General features: G+C 64.9%; 20 protein-coding genes. 4 read left to right on the top strand and 16 right to left on the bottom strand.

Annotation, left to right across the window (positions count from 1 at the left end):
• Positions 1-111 precede the first annotated feature (111 nt).
• From ACWHXP_RS21625 to ACWHXP_RS21615, 3 genes are read right to left on the bottom strand one after another with little or no spacing between them, the layout of a single operon-like run.
• Positions 112-1,614, bottom strand: coding sequence for an efflux transporter outer membrane subunit (locus tag ACWHXP_RS21625; RefSeq protein WP_489624146.1), 1,503 nt, complete (start codon positions 1,612-1,614; stop codon positions 112-114).
• Positions 1,614-4,769 (bottom strand): efflux RND transporter permease subunit, encoded by a 3,156-nt coding sequence (locus ACWHXP_RS21620; RefSeq protein WP_489624147.1) that lies wholly within the window; start codon positions 4,767-4,769, stop codon positions 1,614-1,616. The genes ACWHXP_RS21625 and ACWHXP_RS21620 overlap by 1 nt, the downstream gene beginning before the upstream one ends.
• Before the next feature lie 11 nt (positions 4,770-4,780).
• Positions 4,781-6,070 (bottom strand): efflux RND transporter periplasmic adaptor subunit, encoded by a 1,290-nt coding sequence (locus tag ACWHXP_RS21615; protein WP_489635085.1) that lies wholly within the window; start codon positions 6,068-6,070, stop codon positions 4,781-4,783.
• A gap of 226 nt (positions 6,071-6,296) precedes the next feature.
• Between ACWHXP_RS21615 and ACWHXP_RS21610 the strand changes: the two genes are divergently transcribed.
• Positions 6,297-7,751, top strand: a complete 1,455-nt coding sequence (locus ACWHXP_RS21610) for an ATP-binding protein (RefSeq protein ID WP_489624149.1) — start codon at positions 6,297-6,299, stop codon at positions 7,749-7,751.
• Positions 7,748-8,491, top strand: a complete 744-nt coding sequence (locus ACWHXP_RS21605) for a response regulator (protein ID WP_489635086.1) — start codon at positions 7,748-7,750, stop codon at positions 8,489-8,491. The genes ACWHXP_RS21610 and ACWHXP_RS21605 overlap by 4 nt, the downstream gene beginning before the upstream one ends.
• 127 nt (positions 8,492-8,618) lie before the next feature.
• Here the strand turns inward: ACWHXP_RS21605 and ACWHXP_RS21600 are convergent, their stop codons facing one another.
• The 4 genes from ACWHXP_RS21600 to ACWHXP_RS21585 form a co-directional block, all read right to left on the bottom strand.
• Positions 8,619-10,169, bottom strand: coding sequence for a methyl-accepting chemotaxis protein (locus ACWHXP_RS21600; RefSeq protein WP_489624151.1), 1,551 nt, complete (start codon positions 10,167-10,169; stop codon positions 8,619-8,621).
• A gap of 179 nt (positions 10,170-10,348) precedes the next feature.
• Positions 10,349-11,827, bottom strand: coding sequence for an efflux transporter outer membrane subunit (locus ACWHXP_RS21595; protein ID WP_121041177.1), 1,479 nt, complete (start codon positions 11,825-11,827; stop codon positions 10,349-10,351).
• A complete protein-coding gene (locus ACWHXP_RS21590) occupies positions 11,824-13,047 on the bottom strand; it encodes an efflux RND transporter periplasmic adaptor subunit (RefSeq protein WP_489635087.1) in 1,224 nt (407 codons plus the stop codon). Before ACWHXP_RS21590 ends, ACWHXP_RS21595 begins: the two co-directional genes overlap by 4 nt.
• Before the next feature lie 3 nt (positions 13,048-13,050).
• Positions 13,051-16,239: an efflux RND transporter permease subunit gene (locus tag ACWHXP_RS21585; protein ID WP_489635836.1), complete on the bottom strand. Its 3,189-nt coding sequence runs from the start codon at positions 16,237-16,239 to the stop codon at positions 13,051-13,053.
• A gap of 410 nt (positions 16,240-16,649) precedes the next feature.
• Between ACWHXP_RS21585 and ACWHXP_RS21580 the strand changes: the two genes are divergently transcribed.
• Positions 16,650-17,528, top strand: a complete 879-nt coding sequence (locus ACWHXP_RS21580) for an oxygenase MpaB family protein (protein ID WP_489635837.1) — start codon at positions 16,650-16,652, stop codon at positions 17,526-17,528.
• Between the two features lie 7 nt (positions 17,529-17,535).
• Here ACWHXP_RS21580 and ACWHXP_RS21575 read toward each other — a convergent pair whose 3' ends face one another.
• The 5 genes from ACWHXP_RS21575 to ACWHXP_RS21555 all read right to left on the bottom strand — a co-directional run bounded on the left by ACWHXP_RS21575 (position 17,536) and on the right by ACWHXP_RS21555 (position 21,062).
• Complete coding sequence (locus ACWHXP_RS21575) at positions 17,536-18,438, bottom strand: hypothetical protein (protein WP_489635088.1); 903 nt, start codon at positions 18,436-18,438, stop codon at positions 17,536-17,538.
• Entirely contained in the window at positions 18,435-19,364 is a 930-nt protein-coding gene (locus ACWHXP_RS21570; protein ID WP_489635089.1) for a hypothetical protein, read from the bottom strand. Before ACWHXP_RS21570 ends, ACWHXP_RS21575 begins: the two co-directional genes overlap by 4 nt.
• Positions 19,365-19,428: 64 nt before the next feature.
• Complete coding sequence (locus ACWHXP_RS21565; protein WP_205703729.1) at positions 19,429-19,806, bottom strand: c-type cytochrome; 378 nt, start codon at positions 19,804-19,806, stop codon at positions 19,429-19,431.
• 32 nt (positions 19,807-19,838) lie between these two features.
• Positions 19,839-20,630: a DUF2145 domain-containing protein gene (locus tag ACWHXP_RS21560; protein ID WP_489624156.1), complete on the bottom strand. Its 792-nt coding sequence runs from the start codon at positions 20,628-20,630 to the stop codon at positions 19,839-19,841.
• A gap of 21 nt (positions 20,631-20,651) precedes the next feature.
• Complete coding sequence (locus ACWHXP_RS21555) at positions 20,652-21,062, bottom strand: hypothetical protein (RefSeq protein WP_134134172.1); 411 nt, start codon at positions 21,060-21,062, stop codon at positions 20,652-20,654.
• A 205-nt stretch (positions 21,063-21,267) separates the two neighbouring features.
• Here ACWHXP_RS21555 and ACWHXP_RS21550 point away from each other — a divergent pair, with 205 nt between their 5' ends.
• Positions 21,268-22,011, top strand: coding sequence for a helix-turn-helix domain-containing protein (locus ACWHXP_RS21550; protein WP_489635090.1), 744 nt, complete (start codon positions 21,268-21,270; stop codon positions 22,009-22,011).
• A 5-nt stretch (positions 22,012-22,016) separates the two neighbouring features.
• Here the strand turns inward: ACWHXP_RS21550 and ACWHXP_RS21545 are convergent, their stop codons facing one another.
• The 4 genes from ACWHXP_RS21545 to ACWHXP_RS21530 form a co-directional block, all read right to left on the bottom strand.
• Positions 22,017-23,246, bottom strand: a complete 1,230-nt coding sequence (locus ACWHXP_RS21545; RefSeq protein ID WP_489624158.1) for an MFS transporter — start codon at positions 23,244-23,246, stop codon at positions 22,017-22,019.
• On the bottom strand, positions 23,243-23,590 hold the full coding sequence (locus tag ACWHXP_RS21540; protein WP_034335429.1) for a DMT family protein: 348 nt from the start codon (positions 23,588-23,590) through the stop codon (positions 23,243-23,245). The genes ACWHXP_RS21545 and ACWHXP_RS21540 overlap by 4 nt, the downstream gene beginning before the upstream one ends.
• A gap of 78 nt (positions 23,591-23,668) precedes the next feature.
• Positions 23,669-24,403: a hypothetical protein gene (locus ACWHXP_RS21535; protein WP_121041193.1), complete on the bottom strand. Its 735-nt coding sequence runs from the start codon at positions 24,401-24,403 to the stop codon at positions 23,669-23,671.
• 159 nt (positions 24,404-24,562) lie between these two features.
• A complete protein-coding gene (locus ACWHXP_RS21530; RefSeq protein ID WP_252696709.1) occupies positions 24,563-25,462 on the bottom strand; it encodes a LysR family transcriptional regulator in 900 nt (299 codons plus the stop codon).
• Between the last annotated feature and the right edge of the window lie 48 nt (positions 25,463-25,510).

Here is a 25,510-nt window from a genome sequence, read left to right as displayed (position 1 = left end):
TTCAGCGCCGACCAGAGGGATGCTGACGTGGCGGCCGATGATGATGACCCGCTGACGACCGACATCACGCCGGCGCAGCAGCGGATCGGGCGCTGACGGCCGTCAGCTCGATCACGACGGACTGCGCTGCACAGCTGCCACAGGCTGCGCAGTGTCCTCATTCCAGCCCCCGCCCAGGACCTTGTAGAGCGTAATGCGATTGCTCTGCTCGGTCAGTCGCAGCGAGATCAGCGTCTGCTGTGCGGAGTACAGCGTACGCTGCGCCACCAGCGTGGTGAGATAGCTGTCGATGCCATTCTTGTAGCGTGCCTCGGACAAGCGGAAGGCCTTCTCGCTGGCCGCCGTGGCCCGGCCCTGTGCGTCCAGCCGCTGGTCCAGCGTGGCGCGCACGGCCAGTGCGTCGGCCACTTCACGGAAGGCGGTCTGGATCGCTTTCTCGTAATTCGCCACATCGATGTCGCGCGTGATCTTGGCCGAGTCCAGGCTGGCACGCAGACTGCCCGCATTGAAGATGGGCAGGTTGATCGACGGCACGAAACTCCAGCTGCCACTGCCGGCCTTGAACAAGCCGCCCAGCGTGCGGCTGGCCGTACCGCCATCAGCGGTGAGCGAAATGCTGGGGAAGAAGGCCGCGCGCGCTGCTCCGATGTCGGCATTGGCGGACTTCAGGGTATGCTCCGCCGCCAGCACATCCGGGCGACGCAGCAATACTTGCGACGGCAAGCCGGCAGGCGTGGCAGGCAATACGCTGGCGGTATCCGGCAAGCCGGTGGGCAGCAGCGCCGCATCGATATCGGCCCCGACCAGCAGGCGCAGGGCATTGATGTCCTGCGCAACCTGGCTGGTGTAGCTGGCCACATCGGCACGGGCCGCTTGCACCGTGGCTTCCTGGCTGGCCAGGTCGACCCCGGAGACGGTGCCGATATCATGGCTGCGCTGGCTCAGTTCGAAGGTGCGCGACTGGCTGGCATAGGTGTCCTGCGCCAGCTTCAACAGCTCGCGGTCGGAGGCCAGCGTGAGCCACGCCGTGGCCACTTCGGCCACCAGGCTGATGTGCGTGCTGCGACGGGTCTCGACCTGATACTGATAGGTCTCCAGCGCCGCATCCGAGAGATTCTTCAGGCGACCAAAGAAATCGAGTTCATAAGCGCTGATCCCCACCGTCACACTCTGCTGCCGCGACACCGTGGCGCGGCCGCTGGTGGACAACTCAGACGGCGTGCGGCTGGCAGTACTGGTGCCGGTGGCGGAGATGGCCGGATAGCGATCGGCATCGGTAATGCGATATTGCGCACGCGCCTTCTCGATGTTCAACGCCGCCACCCGCAGGTCACGGTTGTTCTCCAGCGCAGCGGCAATCACCTGCTGCAGGCGCGGATCGAGGAAGAATTCGCGCCAGCCGAGCTGGTCCGCATCGATCTCGCCAGCGGCCTTGCCGGCGCTGGCGCCGACCGGCTTGCCGTCGACCTGCTGGGTCCAGCTGGCCGGCACCGGTGCGGCCGGCTGCGCGTAATCGGGCGCGAGATTGGCGCAGCCCGCCAGCGCTGCCGTGAGCGCCAGCACCATGGCCGTGCGGGTCCGGAGAATGGATTTTTGTTGTGCGGGCCGGGTCATCACACGCCCTCCTTTTGTGTCGCGTGATCGTCATCCTGGCGCGGCTTCTTCGCCGCGCGGCGATCCAGCCAGGTGCCGATCAGGTAGTAGAACAAGGGCACGAAGAAGATGCCCAGCAAAGTGGCCGAGAGCATGCCGCCCAGCACGCCCGTGCCGATGGCGCGGCGGCTGGCCGAGCCGGCGCCGCTGGCCACGGCCAGCGGCAGCACGCCGAACATGAAGGCCAGCGAGGTCATCAGGATCGGACGCAGGCGCAGCTGCACCGCTTCCAGCGTGGCATCCCGCAGGCTCTTGCCGGACTCGTGCAATTGCTTGGCGAATTCCACGATCAGGATCGCGTTCTTGGCCGACAGGCCCACCGTGGTCAACAGCCCCACCTGGAAATACACGTCGTTGGACATCCCGAAAATCCCCGTCAGCAGCACGGTCCCGACGATGCCCAGCGGCACCGCCAGGATCACCGCGAAGGGTACCGACCAGCTCTCATACAAGGCCGCCAGGCAGAGGAACACGAAGAGGATGGAAATCGCATACAGCATCGGTGCCTGGTTGCCCGAGAGCCGCTCCTGATAGGACGAACCGGTCCATTCGAAACCGATGCCGGCCGGCAGTTGCGCCACCAGTTTTTCCACTTCGGCCATGGCCGTGCCCGAGCTCACGCCCGCGGCCGGTTCACCGACGATCTCGAAGGACGACACGCCGTTGTAGCGTTCCAGCAGGGAAGGTCCATAGGTCCACTTGCTGCTCATGAAGGCCGAGAACGGCACCATCTGGCTGGCCGAGTTGCGCACATACCAGCGGTTCAGGTCTTCGGCCTGCATGCGGAAGGCGGAATCGCCCTGCACATAGACCTTCTTGACGCGCCCGTTGCTGAGGAAGTCATTGACGTAGGTGCCGCCCATGGCAGTGGCCAATGTCGAGTTGATGTCGGAGGTCGCAATCGACAATGCATCTGCCTTGCGGTCATCGATGGCCACACGCAATTGCGGCGTGTCATCGAGGCCGGTGGTGCGCACGTTGGCCAGCAGCGCATTGCCGCGCGCCAGTTGCAGGAACTGGTCCCGCGCCTTCAACAGCGCATCGTGGCCCACGCCGCCCACATCCTTCAATTCCAGGTCGAAGCCCGAACTCTGTCCCAGGCCGCGCACCGCAGGCGGATTCATCAGGAACACGCGCGCCCCGCGAATCTTGGACAAGTCCGCGTTGGCCAGGCGCACCAGCTCGGAAGCCGACTGCCCGGTACCGGTACGCTGGTCCCACTCCTTCAAGCGGATGAAGGCACGCGCACCGTTCTGGCTGTTGCCACCCACGCCTGCACCGACGATGGCCAGCACCGAATCAACCGACTCGGGCTTGTTCATGAAGTATTCCTGCACGGTCTTCACGACAGTAGCGGTCTGCTCGGCGGTCGCGCCCGTGGGCAGCTGGATCTGGGCCATCAGCACGCCCTGGTCTTCTTCCGGCAGGAAGGACGTGGGCAGGCGCATGAACAGCACCGCCATCGCCACGGCGATCAGCGCATACATCAGCAGACCGCGCTTGCCGCGCTTGAGCAGGCCACCGACACCGCCCTGGTAGCGGGTGGCGTTGCGGTCAAAGGTGCGGTTGAACCAGGTAAAGAATTTTCCTTGCTGCACGTGGCCGCTGGCATGCGGCTTGAGCAGCGTGGCACACAGGGCCGGCGTCAGGGTCAGCGCCACCATCACCGACAAGGCCATGGCCGAGACGATGGTGATGGAGAACTGGCGATAGATCACGCCGGTCGATCCGCCAAAGAAGGCCATCGGGATGAACACCGCCGACAGCACCATGGCGATACCGACCAGCGCACCGGTGATTTCCTGCATGGACTTGCGGGTGGCCTCCTTGGGACTGAGCTTCTCCTCGCTCATCAGGCGCTCGACGTTTTCCACCACCACGATGGCATCGTCCACCAGCAAGCCGATGGCCAGCACCATCCCGAACATGGTCAGGGTGTTGATGGAATAGCCGAACATGGCCAGGATGCCGAAGGTCCCCAGCAGCACCACCGGGACCGTGATGGCCGGAATGAAGGTGGCGCGGATGTTCTGCAGGAACAGGTACATGATCAGCACCACCAGCACGATGGCCTCGATCAGGGTCTTGACCACTTCTTCCAGCGACACGCGCACGAAGGGCGTGGTGTCGTAGGCGATGTTGGTCTTGAGCTTCATGGAGGCCGGGAAGTAAGGCTCCAGTTCGGCCATCTTCTTCTTGACCGCATCGGCCGTGGCCAGCGCATTGGCGCCGGTGGCCAGCTGGATCGCCAGTGCCGACGACGGCTTTCCGTTCTGCTGCGAGGCCACCTGGTAGCTCTCGCCACCCAGCTCCACGCGGGCCACATCAGATAGTTTCACCACTGAACCATCGGCGGAAGACTTGACGATGATGTTGCGGAATTCATCCGGCGTGGTCAGCTTGCTGCGCGCCGTGATGGTGGCGTTGATCTGCTGTCCCGGCTGTGCGGGCAGTGCGCCAATCTCGCCGGCCGACACTTCGGTGTTCTGCGCTTCGAGCGCGCTGGTGACGTCGGACGGCATGAGCGCATACTTCTGCAGCTTGGCCGGATCGATCCAGATGCGCATCGCGTAATTGGTGCCGAAGGCAGTCACGTCGCCCACGCCTTCCACGCGGCTGATCTGGTCGGTCAGCGTGCTGCTGATGAAGTCGCCGATGTCGATGCTGGTGATGCGCGGATCATCCGAGGTCAGCGACAGCACCATCAGGATATCGGTGGAGGCCTTGGTAACAGTCACGCCATTGTTCTGCACCGCCTGCGGCAGGCGCGCCGTGACCTGCTGCAGCTTGTTCTGCACCTGCATCTGGGCCACGTCCGGATTGGTCCCGGCGGTGAAGGTCAGCGCTACCGTGGCGCTGCCGGCCGAACTGGAGCTGGCCGACATGTATTGCAGGTTGTCCAGGCCCTTCATTTGCTGTTCGATGACCTGGGTCACCGAATCTTCCAGGGTCTTGGCCGAGGCACCGGTATAGGTGGCCTTGATGTTGACCTTGGGCGGCGCGATGTCCGGGTACTGCTCCAGCGACAGCGAGCGGATCGACATCATCCCGCCCAGCATGATGATGATGGCGATGACCCACGCGAAGATGGGCCGGTCGATAAAGAAACGTGCCATGTGCGCCTCGCTTACTTCGACTGGACGCTGGTGGCCGGGGCAGCGGAATCGCCCGCCTTGTCGGCATCACCGCCCAGCGAGGGGTCGGCAGCCGCCGCAGCGGCTTCACGCGCCAGGTCCTTCTGCAAGCTGTCGGTGATGTCGATGGCACGCGGAGTGTCACCGGTACGCACCTTCTGCAAGCCATCGACGATGAGCTTGTCGCCTTGCTGCAACCCACGGCTGATCCACCAGTTGTTGCCCACGGCGCGTGCCACGGTCACCAGGCGCTGCTGGACCTTGCCGTCGGCCCCCAGCACCAGGGCCGTCGCCGCACCGGTCTGGTCGCGGCTGACGGCTTTCTGCGGCACCAGCAGCGCATGGTCATCCACACCTTCTTCCAGCACCGCACGCACATATGCGCCGGGCAGCAGCACGCCATCCGGATTCGGGACCACCGCGCGCAGCGTGATCATGCCGGTGCCGGTATCGACCGACAGGCCCGTGAATTCGAGCTTGCCGGTGCGCTCATAGGTGGAGCCGTCTTCCAGCAGGATCTTGACCTGGGCGGCATTGTCGCCACTCTTCTTGATCTGGCCGCTGGCCAGTTCGCGGCGCAGGCGCAGCAGGTCCACGGTGGATTGCGTCACATCGACGTAGATCGGATCGATCTGTTGCACCGTGGTCAGTGCGGTGGTCTGGCTGGCCGTCACCAGCGCGCCGGGAGTGACGCTGGATTTCTCGATGCGGCCCGAGATGGGCGACAGGATCTTCGTGTATTGCAGGTTGATGGCTGCGGTCTGCACGGCGGCCTTCTGCACTTCCACGTCGGCCTGGTTCTGGCGCAGCGTGCTCTGGGCGTCGTCGTTGTCCTGCTTGGAGACGGCGTCGATCTTGTTCAGCTCGGCATAACGGTCGGCCTTCAGCTTGGAGGAGGCCAGCGTGGCCTGTGCCTTCAGCAGGGAAGCCTTGGCGCTGTCATAGGCCGCCTGGTAGCTGGCCGGATCGATCTGGTACAGCGGCTGGCCGGCCTTGACGTTGCTGCCTTCCTTGAACAGGCGCTTCTGGATGATGCCGCCCACCTGCGGACGGATGTCGGCCGCCAGATAGGCCGTGGTACGGCCGGGCAACTCGGTGGTCAGCGCCTGGCGCTGGGCCTTGACGACCACATAGCCGACTTCGGACTGGGCCGCAGGCTTGGGCTGGTCGCCGGATTTGGAGCAGGCGCCAAGGACGGCCACCAGCATCAGCGACAGCACCAGGCGGGCTGCGGTGGAGGAACTGCGCCCCGGGCGGCGCGGGAGTGAGAGGTTTTCGTGCATGATCGGGTGGCTTTCTGCCCGTCCGCCAGCCGCCATGGGCGCGGGCTCCGGGCGCAATGAGCTATCGGACCTGCGATTATGGAAAACAAATGTGAGGGAAAAATGAGCAAGCGCGACAGCATGTCCGTCCTGCAACATCGCGCATGACATTGGCAACTCGTGCGCCACCGCCGGCCGGGTTCTTGATAAGCTCTGGCCTGATTCCACCGACCGCCTGCCGCATCCCATGTCCATCGCCCACTCGATCGCCGAGCTGACCGACCGCTTCTTCTATCGCGCCAACATTCGCCTCAAGCTCTTCTATGCGATGCTGGCCCTGATCGTGGCGGTGATTGCGGCCATCAATGGCGCGGGGCATTACATCTTCAACCGCGACTTCCTCGGCTATCTCAACGAGCAAGCCCAGCAGCGCATGGAAGACATGGTGCCGCGCCTGGAACAGGCTTATCGCGAGCACGGCAATTGGGAATTCCTGCGCGACAATCCGCGCGCCTGGTTCGAATTGATGAGGCCGGCCATCGTCGAACACGGTGGTGCGGTACGTAGTTCCGGCCCGACCTTCACCCCCTCCGACCTGACCGGCGCGACCCTGCGTTTCTCGCTGCTCGATGCGCGCCGCCAATTGGTGATCGGCTATCCGGATGTCGGTCCCGATGCGCGCCTGAGCCCGCTGATGCAGGATGACGTGATCGTCGGCTGGGTGGCGCAGACCCCCTTCGAGAGCGTGATCGGCTCCATCGACCTGCGGTTCCAACAAAGCCAGTTCCTGGCGCAGATCATCATTGCGGTGGTGGCCGTGATGCTGGCGGCGTTCCTGGTGGTGCGTATCTCGGGTGTACTGACCCGTCCGTTGACGCGTGTAGCCCGCGCCACGCACCGCTTGGCGGGCGGCGATTATGCGATCCGGGTGGAAGTGGAATCGGGCGACGAAGTGGGCATGCTGGCACAGGACTTCAACCAGCTGGCCATGACGCTGGAGCGCAACGAGAAACTGCGGCGCGAATTCATGGCCGATGTCTCGCATGAATTGCGCACCCCCTTGGGCATCCTCAACGGCCAATTGGAAGCCCTGGAAGATGGCGTACTGCAGCCCGACGCGCAGACGCTGCGCTCGCTCAAGAGCGAGGTGGAACATCTCAACAAGCTGGTCGGCGATCTCTACGATCTGTCACTGGCCGATGCCGGTGCCCTTACCTATCGCCGCACCGACATCGACCTGGCACCGCTGCTGCGCGACAGTGCGGCGATCTACGCCGAGCGTTTCAGCCAGCGCGGCATGACGCTGAGCTGCAGCCTGCCCGCCACCATGCCGGTGCATGCCGATGCGGCGCGCCTGCAGCAGCTGTTGAACAACCTGTTCGAAAACAGTCTGCGCTATACCGACAGCGGCGGCCGTCTGCAGGTGCATGCGCAACTGCTGCATCAGCACTGGCACCTGGTCTTCGATGACAGCGAACCGGGCGTGCCTCCTGACGTCATGGCGCGCCTGTTCGAGCGCTTTTTCCGGGTCGAGGCCTCGCGCAACCGCGCCAGCGGCGGTGCCGGGCTGGGCCTGGCGATCTGCCGCCGCATCGTCGATGCGCATCAGGGGACCATCGGTGCCACCGCCTCACCCCTGGGCGGGCTGCGGGTCTCGGTGGTATTGCCGGCCCGCGCAGAAGATGAGAAAGACCACGCATGAACGAATCCACCGACGATTTCCGCTTCGCGCCGCCCGAGCGGGCCGACATCCTCATCGTCGAGGATGAACCGAAGCTGGCTGAACTGCTGCAGAAATACCTGGCGGTGGCCGGCTATACCTCGCGCCATGTGGCACGCGGAGATGCGGCGCTGGATGCAGTCCGCGCACAGCGGCCGGACCTGATCCTGCTGGACATCATGTTGCCGGGGATGGATGGGTGGGAAATCTGCCGCCAGTTGCGCACCTTCTCGGACGTGCCGATACTGATGCTGACGGCGCGCGCCGAGGAAGAAGACCGTCTGCGCGGACTGGAGCTGGGGGCCGATGACTACATCGGCAAGACCCCGTTTTCGCCACGCGAGATCGTGGCGCGGGTCAAGTCCATGCTCAGGCGCAATGCCTCGGTGCAGCGTTCAGTGCCAGCGGACACACAGCCGCAGAGCAGCTCGCCGCTGGTCATCGACGAGACCCGCCATCAAGCCAGCGTACGTGGCGAGCCGCTCAACCTGACTCCGCTGGAACTGCGCCTGCTCAAGACGTTCGCGGCCGCGCCGGGCCAGGTGTTTTCGCGGGAACAGCTGCTCAACCACCTGCACGATGATGACCGCTCGGTCACGGATCGCGCCATCGATACCCACATCAAGAATCTGCGCCGCAAGCTCGAACCCTGCTTCCCCGGACACAATGCCATCCAGGCGGTGTATGGCGTGGGTTACTGCTTCGCGTTGCCACCGGAATGAAAGACATCCTTCCATTCATTCCAGATTGGAATGAATGGAATATGTGGCATATATGGCATATATGGAGGGCGTAACCGCGAATTACGTTGGGCAAAACCTGCTTGAAACACGCCCCGCCGAACCAGCCTCAACGCTGGATCTTGAACACACTCACCACCTGTGACAAGCGCCCCGCCTGATCCTGCAAGGACTGCGCGGCGGCGGCGGCTTCTTCGACCAGCGCCGCATTCTGCTGGGTCACCTCATCCATCTGGGTGATGGCGCGATTGATTTCCTCGATGCCGGTGCTCTGCTCGCTGCTGGCTGCGCTGATCTCGGCCACCACATCGGTGACGCGCTTGACGCTGGCCACCACCTCGCTCATGGTGGCACCCGCGCGTTCGACCAGCTGGCTGCCTGCATCGACCTTCTGCACCGAGTCGTCGATGAGCTGCTTGATCTCCTTGGCGGCAGAAGCCGAACGCTGTGCCAGCGAACGCACTTCGGAAGCCACCACCGCAAAGCCGCGTCCCTGCTCACCGGCACGCGCCGCTTCCACGGCCGCATTCAAGGCGAGAATGTTGGTCTGGAAGGCGATGCCGTCAATCACCGTGATGATGTCGGCAATCCGGTTCGAGCTTTCGGTGATGCCTTCCATGGTCTGCACCACCTGGCCCACCACTTCGCCGCCCTGGCTGGCCACGTCGGAGGCCGATGCAGCGAGCTGGTTGGCCTGGCGGGCATTGTCGGCGTTCTGCTTGACGGTGGCCGTCAGTTCTTCCATGGCCGAGGCGGTTTCTTCCAGTGAACCGGCCTGCTCTTCGGTGCGCGAGGACAGGTCGAGGTTGCCGGTCGCAATTTCCTGCGAGGCGGTGGTGATGGCATCGGTGCCGTAGCGCACTTCGCTGACGATCTTGTTCAGGCTGTCGTTCATGGCGCGCAAGGAATGCATCAGCATGCCGGTTTCATCCTTGCTGTCGGAACGGATGTCCACCGTCAGGTCGCCCTGCGCCACGCGCTCGGCCACGCTCACCGCCTCATTGAGCGGACGCGAGACCGCACGTGCCACCGCCAGCGCCAGCCCGAAAGCGATCACCACGATGGCGGCCAGCAGGCCGATGATCCAGGCGCGCGCCGAGTTGAAGACATCGCTGGCGGTCTGGTCCGAACGCATGCTGCCGGCGTCGTTGATCTTGATGATCTCGTCCATGTTTTCCAGCATGCTGCGGAAGGTCTTGTTGGAATCGCCCTTGAAGATCGCGCGCGCTTCCTCTTCCTTGCCGGCACCGGAAATCTCGGCGAGCTTCTTGTCGATCTCCAGATAGGTGGCGAAGCTCTTGGAGAACTTCTCGTAGGCGAGCTTTTCTGCCGCTTCCGAAATCTGGGCTTCGTAGGTGGCACGCTGTTTGGCCAGGATATCCAGGCGCGACTTGATGGCCTTGAGCGCATCTTCACGCTCGGCGGGGGTGGCCGCCGTGATCATCTGCAATTCGGAAATGCGCATGCGCGGCAGTGAAGCCTGGATCGACTGCGCCGCCTTGATCGTGGGCAGCCAGTTGGTGGCCATGTCGGTGGAGGCCTGGTTCACCGCCTTCAATTCGCGGATCGCGAAGATGCCCAGGATGACCGTCAGGATGATGACGGCCGCAAAGGAAAGGATGAGCTTCTTGGCGATCTTCAGATTGTTGAACCAGTTCATGTCTGCCTCGTTGTTTCGCTTGTGATGGATTTCACCAGCGATTCTAGGCAGCTCAGGAAGCGGCCATAACGCTGATTACACGGGCGTTTACGGGGCAATTGCCCGCTTCCTGCCGGAAGCTGACAAGCGCGACAGGAAGTGTGCCAACTATCGTGCAAACTGGTCAGGCCACCTGATCACTACTTCTCCGCAGACGATAATGTTTTCGATTGCACAAGAGGCGTTTCCTCGTGGCGGGCATGCCAGTCTCCACCCAGGGCCTTGATCAGGAACACCGACACCAGCAGCCGCTGTCCCATCAACTGCGCCGCCTGGCGCTCGCTGTTGAGCAGGGCCTGCTGGGCGGTGATGACATCCAGATAAGGCGTGGCACCGCCCTCATAACGGCTGGTGGCGATATCCAGCACGCGGCGGGCACTGGCGATGGCCGATTGCGATTGCCGCCAGGCGCGGTCCAGTGAAGCAATACCGGTGATGCCATCTTCCACTTCCTGCATCGCGGTCAGCACGGTGCGGCGATAGGTCGCCACGGTGGCGTTGTAGCCGGCTTGGGTGAAATCCACACCGGCGCGCAGGCGGCCGGCATCGAACAAACTTTGCGAGGCCGACACCCCCAGTGACCACAGCACGCTGGGTGCGTTGAAGAGCGTGGCCCAGTTGCGGCTGTCCACGCCATAACCGGGCTGCAGCATGAAGCTGGGGTAGAAGGCTGCGCTGGCCACGCCGATCTGGGCATTGGCCGCGGCCATCGAACGTTCGGCTGCCGCCACATCGGGACGACGCTCCAGCACGTCCGACGGGATGCCCAGCGGAATCTCCGGCAGCGCAATGGGCGCCAGCGAAGGAGGCAGGCTGAAGGCCGGTGCCGGGGTGCCGGTCAGCGTGGCGATGGCGTGCTCGTATTGCGCCCGCTGCCGGCCCAGCAGATCCACCTGGGTCAGCGTGTTGTCCAGCAGGGCTTGCTGCTGGGCCACGTCCAGCCCCGAGGTGGCCCCCAGGTCGTGGCGCGCGGTGGCCAGTTCCAGCGCCTTGCGCTGCAGTTCGATGGCACGCCGGACCACGTCCAGCTCGATGTCCAGCTCGCGCAGGTTGAAGTAATTGCTGGCCAGTTCTGCCGTCAGCAGCAGGCGGGTGTTTTCCAGATCTGCCGCCGATTGCTGGGCCGAGGCCGTGGCCGCTTCCACCGAACGGCGCACGCGCCCGAAGAAATCGAGTTCGTAACTGACATTCAAACCCAGCGCGAAATCGTTTTGTACGGTCGCGAAGTTGGGCGAGTTGTAGTTGGTCAGCGGCCGGTTGGCCGAGATGCGGGCGCGCGCCGCACGTGTATTGATGCCGACCTGCGGGGCTTGCGCCGCGCCCGCCACATCGAGCTGCGCACGCGCCTGGGCCAGCCGAGCAGTGGCGATGGCCAGCGTCTGGTTGCCGGCCAGGGCCTGCTGCTGCAGGGCGTTCAGTTGCGCATCGTTGAAGCGCTCCCACCAGGGCCCGCGCGGGGCGGCGTCCTGCGGCTGCATGGCGCGCCACGGCGCTTCCGGGGTCCAGGCGGCGGGCATGTCGACCTGCGGCCGCACGTAGTCGGGACCGCTGGCGCAGGCGGCCAGCAACACGGCGGCGGCCAAGGCGATAGCGATACTGTGGCGGCGCGGCAGGCTCATGAGGCGGCCTTCTTGTCGGCGGCCTTGTCCTTGGGCTGCTCCAGTGTGGGCTCGACCTGATCACCTTCAGCCAGCGAATCGGAAGGATTGAGGATCAGCTTTTCATCGCCCTTCAAGCCCTCCAGCACTTCCACCGTCAGGCCGAAATTGCGGCCCAGCCTGACCTTCTTCAGGCGCACCTTGTTCTGTTCATCCACCGCCGCCACCAGCGAGCCATCACGTCGGAACATCAGCGTATCGGCCGCGACCAGCAGCGTGCCGCTGGGCTTCAACGGCAGCTCCACCTGCACGAAGGCACCGGGCAGCAGCGCGTTGTCGGCATTGGAGAGCGTGACCTCGATCTGCATCGACCGCGTGGCCGCATCGATGGAGCCAGCGGTGCGTGCCACTTTGCCCTCGAACTTGCGTCCGCGCAGTTCGGACTGGGTCACCGTCACCTGCTGGCCCGGCTTGACCAGGTTGGCATAGGCCTGCGGCACGTTGACGTAGACCCGCAGCGGATCGGTCTGCGACAGCACGAACAATGCGCGGCCCGCGCCCGGATCGATCAGGTCGCCCACATCCACGTTGCGGCGCGTGATGATGCCCGAGAACGGTGCCACGATGCGCTTGAAACCCTCCACCTGGCGCAGCCGCTCGACGTTGGCGTCGGCCGCCGCCAGGTTGGAACTGGCCTGGACAAAGGCGCTGCGGCGTTCATCGAGTTCCTGCTGGGAGACCGCGTCCTTCTTGCGCAAGGCTTCCCAGCGCGCCATCGAACTCCGGGCCAGCTCCATGCTGGAGGCGGCCTGCTGGCGTGCGGCCAGGGCTTGCGACAGTTGCTGGTCGATTTCCGGCGTATCGAGTTCAGCCAGCAGTTCGCCCTTCTTCACTTCCGATCCGATGTCCTTGGTCCAGCGCTTGAGATAGCCGCCCGAACGGGCCGAGATGGGCGACTGCACGAAGCCCTGCAGGCTGCCCGGCAAGGCCAGCGTCTGGCCCTCGGCGCTGCTGCGGGCCGGTGCCACCCGCACGAAGACCTTGGCGCGTTCAGCGGTGCCGGCCTCCAGTGCACGGGCGTTGGCGGCGCGGCTCACGAGGGTGCGCGCAGCACCGGCGGCCAGCAATACCAGCACCACGACCAGCACCAGCCGGGCGCGCTTCATCATCTGCTGGCGCTGTTGCGGCTCGCCCTCGCCGAGAGGGTGGATGCCGAGTTCGGAATGACGGTCATGCGACATGGTTCAAGACTCCTGATGCGCGGGTCCGCCCGCCAGATGGCGTCGCCTTTCGGCGCGGCGGGCCAGCCGCTGATGCACACCGGCGAATACCACCGGTACGAAGAACAAGGTCGATACGGTGGCCAGCAGCAGGCCCCCGATCACGGCGCGCCCCAGCGGCGCGTTCTGCTCGGCGCCCTCGCCCAGGCCCAGGGCCATGGGGATCATGCCGATGATCATCGCCAGCGCAGTCATGAGCACCGGACGGATACGGGTGGAGCCCGCTTCCAGGGCGGAGGCCAGCGGGGTCGCGCCTTCCTCGCGGCGCTGCCGGGCAAAGGCGACGATGAGGATACTGTTAGCGGTGGCTACCCCCATGGTCATGATGGCACCGGTCAAGGCCGGCACCGACAGCGTGGTGCCGGTGAGGAAGAGCATCCACGCAATCCCCGCCAGTGCAGCCGGCAAGGCGGCGATGATGATGGCCGCATCGATCCACGACTGGAAGTTCACCACCACCAGCAGGTAGACCAGCACGATGGCCATGGCCAGACCCACGCCCAGGCCGATGAAGGAAGACTGCATGGTCTCCACCTGGCCACGGATGGCCACCTGGCTGCCGCGCGCCAGCTTGGGCTTGATCTCCTCCACCAGCTTGGCAACCTTGCCCGCCACGCTGGCCAGGTCGGTGCCCTGCACGCTCACATAGACGTCGATGGCCGGCGAGATGTTGTAGCGCGAGGCCACCGCCATCTGGCGTCCGGCATGCACGTCGACCAGGTTGCCCAGCAGCTGCGGCGGCGAGGCGGCATTGGCACCGGCACCGACCGGGATGTTGAGCAGGGCATCGAGCGAATCGACCTGGTATTGCGGCGACTGCACCGCGATGCTGTAGACCACGCCATTGTTGGGATTGAGCCAGAAGGCCGGCTGTGTCTGCGAACTGCCGGACAAGGCGATCAGCAGGTTCTGCCCGACGTTGGCCGCAGACAGACCGAACTGCTGCAGGCGCGTGCGATCCATGCGCAGGTCCAGCGAGGGGCCATCGAGGCGCTGGTGCACGTGGGCATCGACCGCGCCCGGAATCTGGCGGATCTGCTTGGTCAGTTCGGCGGCCAGGCGCGCGTTGGCTTCCATGTTGGGGCCGGTGAACTGCACGTCGATGGCGGCTGGCAGGCCGAAGTTGAGGATCTGGGTGACGATGTCGGCCGGCTGGAAGAAGAATTCGATACCCGGGAAGCGGCGCGGCAACTGCTCGCGCAGCAGCGACACCAGTTCCTCGGTAGGACGATGGCCCTCCTTCAAGGCCATCAGGATCTCGCCATCGAGCGTGCCGATGGTGCCGGCGTTGCTGTAGGAGAGGTTGATGCCGGAGTTGGGCACGCCCAGGTTGTCGAGGATGGTCTCCAGTTCCGAGGCCGGGATCAGTGAGCGGATGACGCGCTCGACTTCATCGGCCGCGCGCGCCGTTTCCTCGATGCGGGTGCCGGTCGGCATGCGCATGTGCAGGCGGATCTGGCCGCCGTCCACGTTGGGGAAGAAGTCGCGCCCGAGGAAGGGATAGAGCAGGCAGGACAGCAGGCAGAACCCCAAAAAGCCCAGCGCGAAACGGCGCCGGTGCGCCAGCAGCGAAGACAGTACCAGCGTATAGCCATGGCGCACGCGCTCGAAGCGGCTGTCGAAGGCGCGATAGAGCCGCTGCAGCAGGCTCTGCTTGGCGCTGTCGACCTGGCCGTGACTGCCCATGAGCAGCATCACCAGGGTCGGCACCAGAGTGCGCGAGAGCAGGTAGGAAGCGGCCATGGCGAACACCACCGCTTCGGCCAGCGGGACGAACAGGAAACGCGCCACGCCCGAGAGGAAGAACATCGGCACGAACACGATGCAGATGCACAGCGTCGCCACGAAGGCCGGCACGCCGATCTCGCCGGCCCCGACGATGATGGCGTCATGCAGCGGTTTGCCCAAGTGCAGATGGCGTTCGATGTTCTCGATGGTGACGATGGCCTGGTCCACCAGGATGCCCACCGACAGCGCCAGGCCGCCCAGGGTCATCAGGTTGAGCGTCTCGCCCAGCGCGGCCAGCATCAGGATGGCCGCCATGATGGACAGCGGAATGGTCAGCCCGATGATGAGCGTGCTGCGCCAGTTGCCCAGGAACAGCAGCACCATGGCGGCCGTCAGCCCGGCGGCGATGAGCGCCTCGCTGATGACGCCGGTCACCGCCGCCTTGACGAACAGCGACTGGTCGAACAGCGGCGTGATCTTGATGTCTTCCGGCAGGGTCTGGGCAGCGCTGGGCAGTAGCTTGCGCAGGTTGTCGACGATGTCCAGGGTAGAGGCCCCGCCATTCTTGAGGATGGACAGCAGCACGCCGCGCGCGCCATCCTGGCGCACCACGTTGGTCTGCGGCGAGAAGCCGTCGCGCACGTTGGCCACGTCCTTGAGGTAGATGGTGGCCCCGTTGGCGGTGCGCACCGGCAGTTCATTCAAGCCGGCTACCGCTTCCGGCGAGCCGTTGAGCTTGACCGAATATTCGGTGCCCCCGAACTTGGCCGTACCGGAGGGCAGGATCAGGTTCTGGGTGTTGATGGCGTTGACCACGTCGATGGGCGAGAGGCCGCGCGACTGCAGCGCGGGCGTATCGAGGTCGACCGAGATCAGGCGCGTCTTGCCGCCATAGGGAAACGGTACGGCCACGCCGGGAATGGTGATGAGCTGCGGGCGCAGCGCCTGCACGGCGGTATCGAAGACGGTTTGCTCGGGCAGCGTGGGCGAGGACAGCGCCAGCTGCATCACCGGGATGCTGGAAGCCGAATACTTGATCACCAGCGGCGGCGTGATGCCCGGCGGCAACTGGCGCAACTGCGACTGCACCGAGGCCACCACCTGGGCGATGGCGGTCTGGATGTTGGCCTTGGGCTGGAAGAACACCTTGATCACGGCCACCCCGGCCAGGGATTGCGACTCGATGTGTTCGATGTCGCTCACCACCGTGGTCAGCCCGCGCTCGTTCTGGGCGGCGATGCGCTGGCCCATCTCCTGGGCCGACAGGCCGTTGTAGTTCCAGATGACGGAGACCACCGGGATATTGATCTCGGGGAAGATGTCGGTGGCCATGTTCTTCAGCGTCAACGGCGTGGCCAGCACGATGAGCAAGGCCATCACGATGAAGGTGTACGGGCGGCGCAAGGCCAGCGCGACCATGTTCATGAACTGCGATCCCTGTGAAACGGGCAGGCCGGACCAGGCGCGCTGTGGCTCACCCATGCCCGCAGCCGGCATCCCGTGCGATGCCTGCCGTCCTCTCCCGCGATGCTGTATTTCGTCTTGCGCGGCGTGGCGTGCTTCCCCGGTGCCCCGATCGCGTTCCCTGAATTGCGCCGTTCTGCTCCCTGTCCTGCGGCCCCGATGTTGTTCTTCTGGGACCGTACGGCGTGGCTATTGTAACGGCCTCGCAGGCCGCGTGCAGAGGGCGTTGCGACAAATCGCTTTCTGACAGAAATGTCAGCGAAACGCTTCTCGCGGGCTGCAAACTGAACCGGAAAAATGTCCACATGACGGCCCCGGCAGGAATGCTGTCGCTATGGCACACTGCCCTTCCCTTCCGCTTTTTCTGCATCATGGAATTCCTGCGCCAGCGCATCGAAGCCAATGTCCTCGCCATCAGCCGCGGCCCCGGCAGTGCCGATTTCCTGCAGCCCCCGGGCGACCCCGGCCTGTTCGGACCGGACTCGGCGGCGTGGCAGGTCTATAGCGATTTCACCGCCATGCTCACCGGCGGCGTCGCGGCGCTGCTGCTGCAGATGCTGCATCCCCTGCCGCTGGCAGGCGTCTGGGACCACTCCAACTTCCAGGCCGACATGCTGGGCCGCCTGCGCCGCACCGCCCAGTTCGTAGCCGGTACCACCTTCGGCAGCCGGGCGGACGCCGAGCGGCTGATCGCCCGCGTCAAACAGATTCATCTTGGCGTCACCGGCGTGGCACCCGACGGCCGCCCTTATGCAGCCAGCGATCCGGACCTGCTCACCTGGGTCCACGTGGCCGAGGTGCATTGCTTCCTGCAGGGGTACCTGCGGTATCGCCGCCCGAATTTTCCGGCGGCGCGCCAGGATCAGTATCTCGATGAGATCGCCTGTGTGGCGGAAGCGCTTGGCGCACGCGAGGTGCCGCGTTCACGGGCGGCCATTGCCGATTACATAGCGCGCATGCGCCCGCAATTGCGCTGCGACGATCGCACCCGCGCCACCTTGCAACTGGTCTTGAATGCGCCTGCTCCCAATGCGGTAGCGCAACCGTGGACACGGCTGATGATGCGCGGTGGGGTGGACCTGCTGCCGCCGTGGGCACAGGAGATGCTGGGCGTGACGCCACGCGGACCGCTACGGCGCGAACTGCTGCGGCGCTCGGTATTGCTGGCCGCGCAGCCGATCCGCTGGGCCATGCGCAATGGCTCCATCCACCTGGCACGCCGGCGCATGGGCTTGCCGCCACAGCCTTGACGATCGCTCAGGAAAACAGACCCAGGCTGTCATCGGTGGCGATGGCCACGGCACCGGCCGCCGCCGCTACCGGTGCCAGATCGGTGGCATCGCGCTGACTGCGGCTGCCCGAGGCTTCGCTGCGGCCTTCGGGACCACTGGTGTCGCCGCTGCCATCGCGGCCGTTATCCCAATCTCCGCTGGCACCGCCACCATCGAACTGGCCCTGGAAGGCATCCGGATCGGAATTACGCTCACTGACGTCGCGGAACAGGCTCACGCCCTGGCTGGACGTGGTGAAGCTGAACAGGGCGGCATTGTCTTCGTCATCGCGGCGCTGCGCGCGGCGTCGTGTCACCGGCTGTACCGCCGGCAGTTGTGCCAGCAACGCGCGCAGCTGGAGCCAGCGCGCTTCCTCCAGGCCGCTGCCGCTGTGCAGCGATTGCCGGATCAGCTGCACCAGCGCCACCAGCGCACGGGACGCGGTCAGCAATGCGCGCCGCTCCTGATCCAGACGATCCAGCTCGGCGCGCAAGGCGGCAAGCTGCCCATGGCGCTGGCGGTCGATGTGGCGGGTCAGGCGCACACGCATCAGGGCCAGCGCCTCGCGATAGGCGGGACCGGCCAGCCAGGCCATCCAGCCGAACCACATGCAGCGGCGCTGATGGCGGGCGAAGCTGTCGAGGATGAGTGCATCGACGAAATCGGGCACTTCCCGCTGCAGGCGCGCCAGCGTGGAGCGCGAGATGGCGGGCAGCAATTGTTTTTCCACCAGCCGGATGCGACAGCGGCGGCGCTGGCGATCGGCGATCTCGATATCGCGCCGGATCTTCTTCAGACGCGGACTGAGTGCGCTGTCAGCCTGTTCAAAAAGCGGCAGGGCTGCGCGCAATTCGGCACGCTGGGCGTCGGTCAAGGGAGGGATGCTCATGCGGCCAGCTCCTCGCCGTCTTCGTGACGGCTGGCAAAGTAACGCGCGAAATAATTGCGCAGGCCCGGCTTGTCCATCGTCGCGGCCCATTCCAGCGGCTGGCCGGGATGGATGGCGAGGTCGTTCCAGGGGTCGTAGCCGAGGTCGGTGATGTCGTGCATGCGCAGGAAATAGCGGCGATTGACGGCATCGCCATGCCACAGGTGGCGGATGTGGCCGGGTACCACGCCCAGGCTGCCGCGCACCTCTGCGTGGAAACGCGCGCTCCATTCGCGCAGATGTGACAGCTGGCGCGGCTCATGCTTGAGCGCATTGCGGATGCAGAAGTTGCAGTCGTTGAAGATGGCATGCGCCATGAAGTGATCGGCGCTGCCGGAGATCGCACATTCATAGAGGCCGACGCGGTCGAAGATGTCGCGATGCATGGCCCAGCCATAACCGGTGTGGCCGTGCAGGTCGTAGCGTCCGGCATCGAGCGTGGCAGGATCCCTGGCCATCACGCTGGCGAAGGAATGGCAGAGGTCGGGCGTGGCCCCGGCCTGACCGTGACGATCCAGCCGTGTGCAGGTCTCGAACACCTGCACCACCCGATGCCGTTGCAGTGCCTGTACCAGATCGGCCGGCCAGCGCGGATTGTCGAACAGGATGTCGCAATCGATCCAGGCGACGAAGCGGCAGCTTGCAGGCAGCCAGGATGCGCCGAGATTGAGCAGTCTTTCCTTTTGCCACAGCAGGGTTTCGGAGCGGATCTGGATCACGTCCAGGCTGGGCGGCAGGTCGAAGGGCGCATCGCCGAAGGCACATTCCACGGTCAGGCAGGGGACGCCGGCCTCCCGCATGCCCTGCATGAACAGTCCGTAATTGCGCCGCCGGCTGGCATAGCCGACCGGATTGAAATAGGTGGTGATGACGAACAGCTCGGACATGGCGCGGCGCTCTTGTTGTCGTTATGGCTGATAGACGCTGATGCGTCAGCCGCCTAGACCGCGCTTATTGCTGGAAAGTTCGCAGATAGGCCAGGATGTCGTCGATCTGCTTGTCGCTGCCGATGCCCCAGAAGCGCATCTTGTTGCCGGGGACGACATCGCTGGGCGCCTTGAGGAAGGCCCGCAATTTGTCTTCGGTCCAGATGAAGCCGGCCGAGGCCATCGCCGGGGAATACTTGAAATCGGTGGTGGAACCAGCCTTGCGCCCGATCACGTTGGTCAGCTGCGGACCAAAACCGGCGCGCGCCGAGGGACCTACCGCATGACAGCTGGCGCATTTGGCGAAGGCGGCGCGGCCAGCCGCGACATCTCCCGCCCCCAGTGCGGACAACGGAGCAACAGCAATGACAAGGGCGAATGCCAGGCAATGATTGGGGCGCATGGATCGTTCCGGCCAACGCCGGCATCAGGAAATTACTGGATCACGAAATGGCTGGCTTCGACACCGGCTTTCTGCAGGAAAGCCAGCAGCGAATCCGCCGTAGTGGTCTCGATTCTATCGCTGAAGCGCAAGGCGTTGGGATGATCGTCAAAAGCGATGTTGGCCTTGAACATGCGTCCGCCCAGGCGCGTCATCGGTCCCAGGTTCAGGGTGTCCGGCACGTAGCCCTTGAACTTCAGCCAGGCCTGCGCCTGCTCACGCGTGGTGATCTGCGGCGCCAGCGCCATGGCGAGCATTTCGTTGACCCACTGGTTGGACTGCTGGTAGCGCGTCGCCCAGGGATAAGCCAGCATGTTGTACTGCGCTTCATGCAGGCGCGTGACCTGCGGGCGCACGAGGATCGCACGCAGGCGCTGTTGCACCTCCGGCTGCGGCACGGCCACATAGGCCTCCAGCAGGAAGGGAGAATCCATGAAGAACTGCCCCAGCCCCTGTTCATAGAGATTGCTCACGGCCGTTCCGCATTCGTTGAGCTTGTGGACCACAACCCACTGCTGGCCATCGCGATAGGCAAACGCCAGGTGCGAATAGCGTTGCCGGTACTTGCTCAGGTCTTGCCCGACACGGCCGATGATGACCACGTCTGCACCGCTGGCATTGAGCCGCTCGACGGTGCGCACGGCCATGTCCAGCTGGGCTTGCACGGCGGTGGCATCAGGGATGGCCGGTTCGCAGGACTGCCCGGCGTGCGCCGCCAGCGGTGCTGCGACGGCCAGGACCAGACCGGCAAGCAGGCATTTGATACGAAGTTGAAACAAAGCCATGGCGATCTCCCCTTGTGCCGGTCAGGACAGTTTCTCGCTCTTGAGCAGCGCCCGGCCCAGCGCATTGGGAATGATCGCCAGCACCTTGCCGGAGGCCACCAGCAGCGTGCCGGACGCAGAGGTCACGAACGTGACCGATTCACCGACGCCCACCGAGGCCGCGCCGCTGACATTGGCACCGACCGTGACCGAACCACGGATGCCCTCGCCCACTTTTTCCAGCACATAGACCGTACCATCGGCGGAGGCTTCCACGCCCTTGACCACGTAGCGTCCGCCTTCGGAAATGAAGGCGGCAGGCAGCATCACCGAGACCACCACCGACACGGTGGACGCATCGCTGTTGCGCGACTGGGCATGTACGGGGGCGCTCAGGAGGGCGGCGATCAAGACGCAGGAAAGCGTGAGGCGATGCAGCAGCGGGCTGTTCATGATGGACTCCTTGTTCTTTGACTGATGAGGGATGTGTGAATGACGGCTTGCTGGTCCGCCTTGGCGGGTCAGCGGGACGCACTGTAGCAATGCCCCTGCAGAACGTGGATCACCTCATCAGAAAGCGCAGTTCCTGTCGCATCCGGTATCGAAATACAATACCGGCCAAACATCGCGCGCCACGCGCATCACAAGGAGGAAGGACATGGCCCAGGCCGAATCGCTGGTCAATGCATTGAAGAATCTGCTCAAGGCGCGTGGCATCACCTATGCGCAACTGGCCAAGGGACTGGGCCTGAGCGAGACCAGCGTCAAGCGCATCTTCGCCGAGCGCAGCTTCACATTGGAGCGGCTGGATCTGGTCTGCACGCTGCTGGGCATCCAGATCAGCGACCTGGCGCGCATGGTGGTGGCCGAGCAGCCGGTGCCCTCGCGCCTGACCGAAGAACAGGAAAAGAAACTGGTGGCCGATCCCAAGCTGCTGCTGGTGGCCGTGCATGCCCTGCACCAGTGGACGCTGGAAGACATCCTCGCCAGCTTCGCCATGAGCAAGGCCGAATGCATCCGCCTGCTGGCGCGGCTGGACAAGCTGGGCATCCTCGACCTGCTGCCCAACAACCGCATTCGCGTGCGCGTCGCGCCGGACTTCACGTGGTTGCCGGGCGGGCCGATCCAGCAGTATTTCCGCGCGCAGTTGCGCAATGATTTCTTCAACTCCCATTTCGACAAGCGGGGCGAGAAGATGATCATGGTCAGCGGCACGCTCTCCGAGGAAAGCAATGCCGCCGTACAACGCGCCATGAACCGGCTGTCCTCCGACTTCCTCAGCGCGCATCAGCAGGATCTGTCGCTGCCGCTGGAACGGCGTCATGGCACGGCGCTGATCGTGGCCCTGCGGCCCTGGACACCGGCGCAATTCCGCGATCTGCGCCGCGTAGAAGACGAATAGGACGATTACTTCGCCACCGCCACCGGCCGGCCGCCCGGCGCATGATCGCGCCGCTCGGCCAGCACGCCCCACACCACCAGTGCCAGCAAGGCGATCCCGGTCAGGGCCGCAAAGGCCGCGCCATAACCGTAATGCTTGGCCACCACGCCGGCCAATGCCGGGCTCATGGCTGCACCGATGGACTGGATGGTCGTGACCGCACCCAGGCCGATGTTGATGTGGCCGCTACCCTGCAGGATGCGCGCCACCGAGCCCGGCAGGGCCACGCCCAGCAGACCCGCACCGACGCCATCGAGCATCTGCACCGGCAACAGCGCCCAGGCCGAATCCCATACCCCGGCCACCAGGCCGCGCACCGGCAACGCCAGCAGTGCCACGGTAATGAGCAGCCAATAGCCCTTGCGGTCGGCGAAGCGGCCCGCAAAGAGCGCCGTGGGAATCATCACCAGTTGCGCCACGATCACGGTCAGCGCCGTATAGAGCGCCGGATCGGCATGGCCGCGCGAGACCACCGACTGGCTCAGCAAGGGCAGCATGGCTGCATTGCCCAGGTGGAAGAGCATCATCGCCAGCGCCAGCAGCATCAGCGGGCGCGACCCGGCCAGCACGCGCCAGGTGGACACCTGCGGCTGGTCAGCGGCACGTTCGGGGTCGAGGCCACGGGCGACATCGTGGTCGATGTCCTCGGGACGGATGCGCGAGAGGCACACCAGCGACGCCATCGCCATCACCGCCATCAGCACGAACACCGCCGGCAAGCCCCAGAAGTAGCCGAGTGCACCGGCCAGCGCCGCCGAGAAGACATTGCCGCCGTGGTTCCAGGCCTCATTCTTTCCCAGCTGCGAAGGCAGGCCCTGCTGGCCGACGATGCCCAGCGTCAGGCCGGCAATGGCCGGTCCGATGATGGCCCCGACGATGCCGGTGCCGACCTGCGACACCGCCGTGATCGTGAAGCTGGGCGAGACCAGCAACAACAGCGAGCCCGCCACCACCAGCACCGAGCCGATGCCGACCACCAGCCGCTTGGCGCGCACCGCATCGGTCAGCGCCCCGGCGGGCGTGGTGGCCAACATGCCGGCAATGCCGCCCAGCGTCATGACATAGCCGATGTCGTCCGCGGCCCAGCCGTGACCCATCAGGAACACACCGAGGAAAGGACCGAGCCCGTCGCGCACATCGGCCAGGAAGAAGTTCAGCCTGGAGAGCCAGGCGATCGAGCCCGCTTTGGTGTTCATCCGATGGGCCCCTTGAAGATGAAGAAGGCACCCAGGCAGATGCAGCCGAAGCCGACCAGGTGATTGATGGTGAACTGCTCACCCAGGTACAGCACCGAGAAGATCGAGAACACCACCAGCGTGATGACCTCCTGCATGGTCTTCAGTTCGGCGGCGTTGTAGACCGAGTGGCCGATGCGGTTGGCAGGCACCGCGAAACAGTATTCGGCCAGGGCGATGCCCCAGCTGACCAGGATCACCAGGTACAGCGGCCGGTTCTCGAACTTGAGGTGGCCGTACCAGGCAAAGGTCATGAAGACGTTGGAGATGATCAGGAAAACAATGGGAAGGATTTTTGGCGACATGGTTCTTATTCTTTATCAGGTGGATGAAATGACACGCGGAGAATCGGGCAGACCGCCGGCCTGCCCTGCCGCAACCCCTTATCGGACGCGGCTGTACAGCGGTTGCAGGGAATCCGCGCTGGCCCCGACATCAATGGCCTCGATGGCGGTACCGAAACTGTTGCGGGTCCCCAAGCCATTGGCAGCAAACGGCGCGCCAGGTTCCAGCGGCGTGCGCAGACTGTCGGGGGCGAAGCGCACGATGCTGCCGTCATCCAGGATGACGCCATTGGCTTCGCCACGCGGGCCGGTCAGGACCATGGCGATCTTGCCGCGCACCGAGAGCTGGCGCAGTTGCGCAGCGCGCAGGTGCGGCGGCAGCGGCGGGTTGGCATCGAAGGCGGGCGGGCGGTCGATCACGGTCTGGCCGTTGGCCAGATTGACGATGGCATCGGCCTTGATCACGCCGGCCGCTTCAGCCTGGCCGAAGATGCGTACCGACTGGCCCGGCTTGACCGCGTTCTGCAGCGTCTGCGACAGGTGCGGCGGGAACTTGATCACGGTGCGCTCGCCCACCATCAGGCCATCGACTTCGCCGTAGGGATTGATCAGGAAGCGGCTCACGCGGCCTTCGGTGATGGGAGCCTGGGCGGTCATGGCGGCGTCATAGGTGGCGGGCGGGACCGGGGGTGCCATCGGGCCGGCGACCGGCGCGGCACCCGGCGGAGGCGGAGCAGGCGGCAAGGCCTGGGCTTGCGCCGCCATCATCGAACCCAACAGGGCCAGGGCCGAGAGCGCGGCCAGCGAACGGGGGAGGAAGGTGGAACGGTTCATGACAACTCCTTTGAGGTGAGAGGGGTACACCCTCTTTTGCAAACCCCGTGCCTGCCACGAATCCCATTTAAATCAATGACTTGCGAACTTCCCCTCAGGCACATGTGTCCGTTCCCGTGACACCTTGGCGTCCGCTGCCGGACACTGTCCGCGCCGCCGTCACATGTCTTCGCCCAGCACCGCCTGTCCCTGGCTGCTCAACAACTGGCCGAAGCGCTCGCCTATCCATTGCGCGGTACTCCCCAGCGGGCGGCCCGGCAGCCACAGCATCTGCACCGACAGCAGCGGCAGGGCCAGCGCCGGACAGCGCAGCGGCACCAGTGCCTTGGCATGATCGAAATATTCGGCGACGTTGACCGGCAGGATGGCCCAGCCCAGGTTGTCGGCCACCATCTCGGCGATGCTGTAGTGATTGTCGGAGCGCCACAGCTTGGGGCTGTAGACCGGTTCTTCGACGCCATCGGCCTGCAGGATCAGTTGCCGGTATTGCGCCAGGTCGGTCTTGCGCAGGCGTTCGCGTGCGGCCAGGGGATGGCGCGGCGAGACGAAGATGCCTTGCGCCACCGAGCCGATGTGGCGCTGGTCGAAGCCGCTGGCCACGCGTCCCCGGTCGAAGTGAAAGCCGATGTCGGCGCGGCGCTGCTGCACGGCTGCCACCACTTCGGCCGGGGTGCCATCGAGCAAGGTCAGTTCCAGCGCCGGCGCGCGCGCCGACAATTCCCGCAGCAGCACGCGCAGGGCGGCATAGGGCAAGGCCTCGTCCAGCACCATGGTCAGGCAGGCTTGATCGCCCAGCGAAAAGGACCGGGCCCGTTCGTCCAGCGCATCGGCCTGGCGCAGCACCTCGCGCGCTTCCTGCAGCATGGCCGCGCCGACCTCGGTGAGGCCGGCCTTGTGGGCCGAACGGTCAAAGAGCGTGACGCCGAGATCGACTTCCAGCAGCGCGATGGCCGTACTGACGGCTGATTGGGCCCGGCCCAGGTGGCGTGCGGCGGCGCTGATGGAGCCCTGTTCGGCTGCAGCGACGAACTGGCGCAGTTGATCGAGATTCCATTGCATGTGGCACTCCATCTGAATTATCGATAGATATTATCTTTGTCGATCTGC

The sequence above is a fragment of the Herbaspirillum sp. Her2 genome, assembly GCF_057961375.1.
The sequence above is the reverse complement of the archived record's forward strand: the minus strand, read 5'-3'. Positions and strand labels throughout refer to the sequence as shown.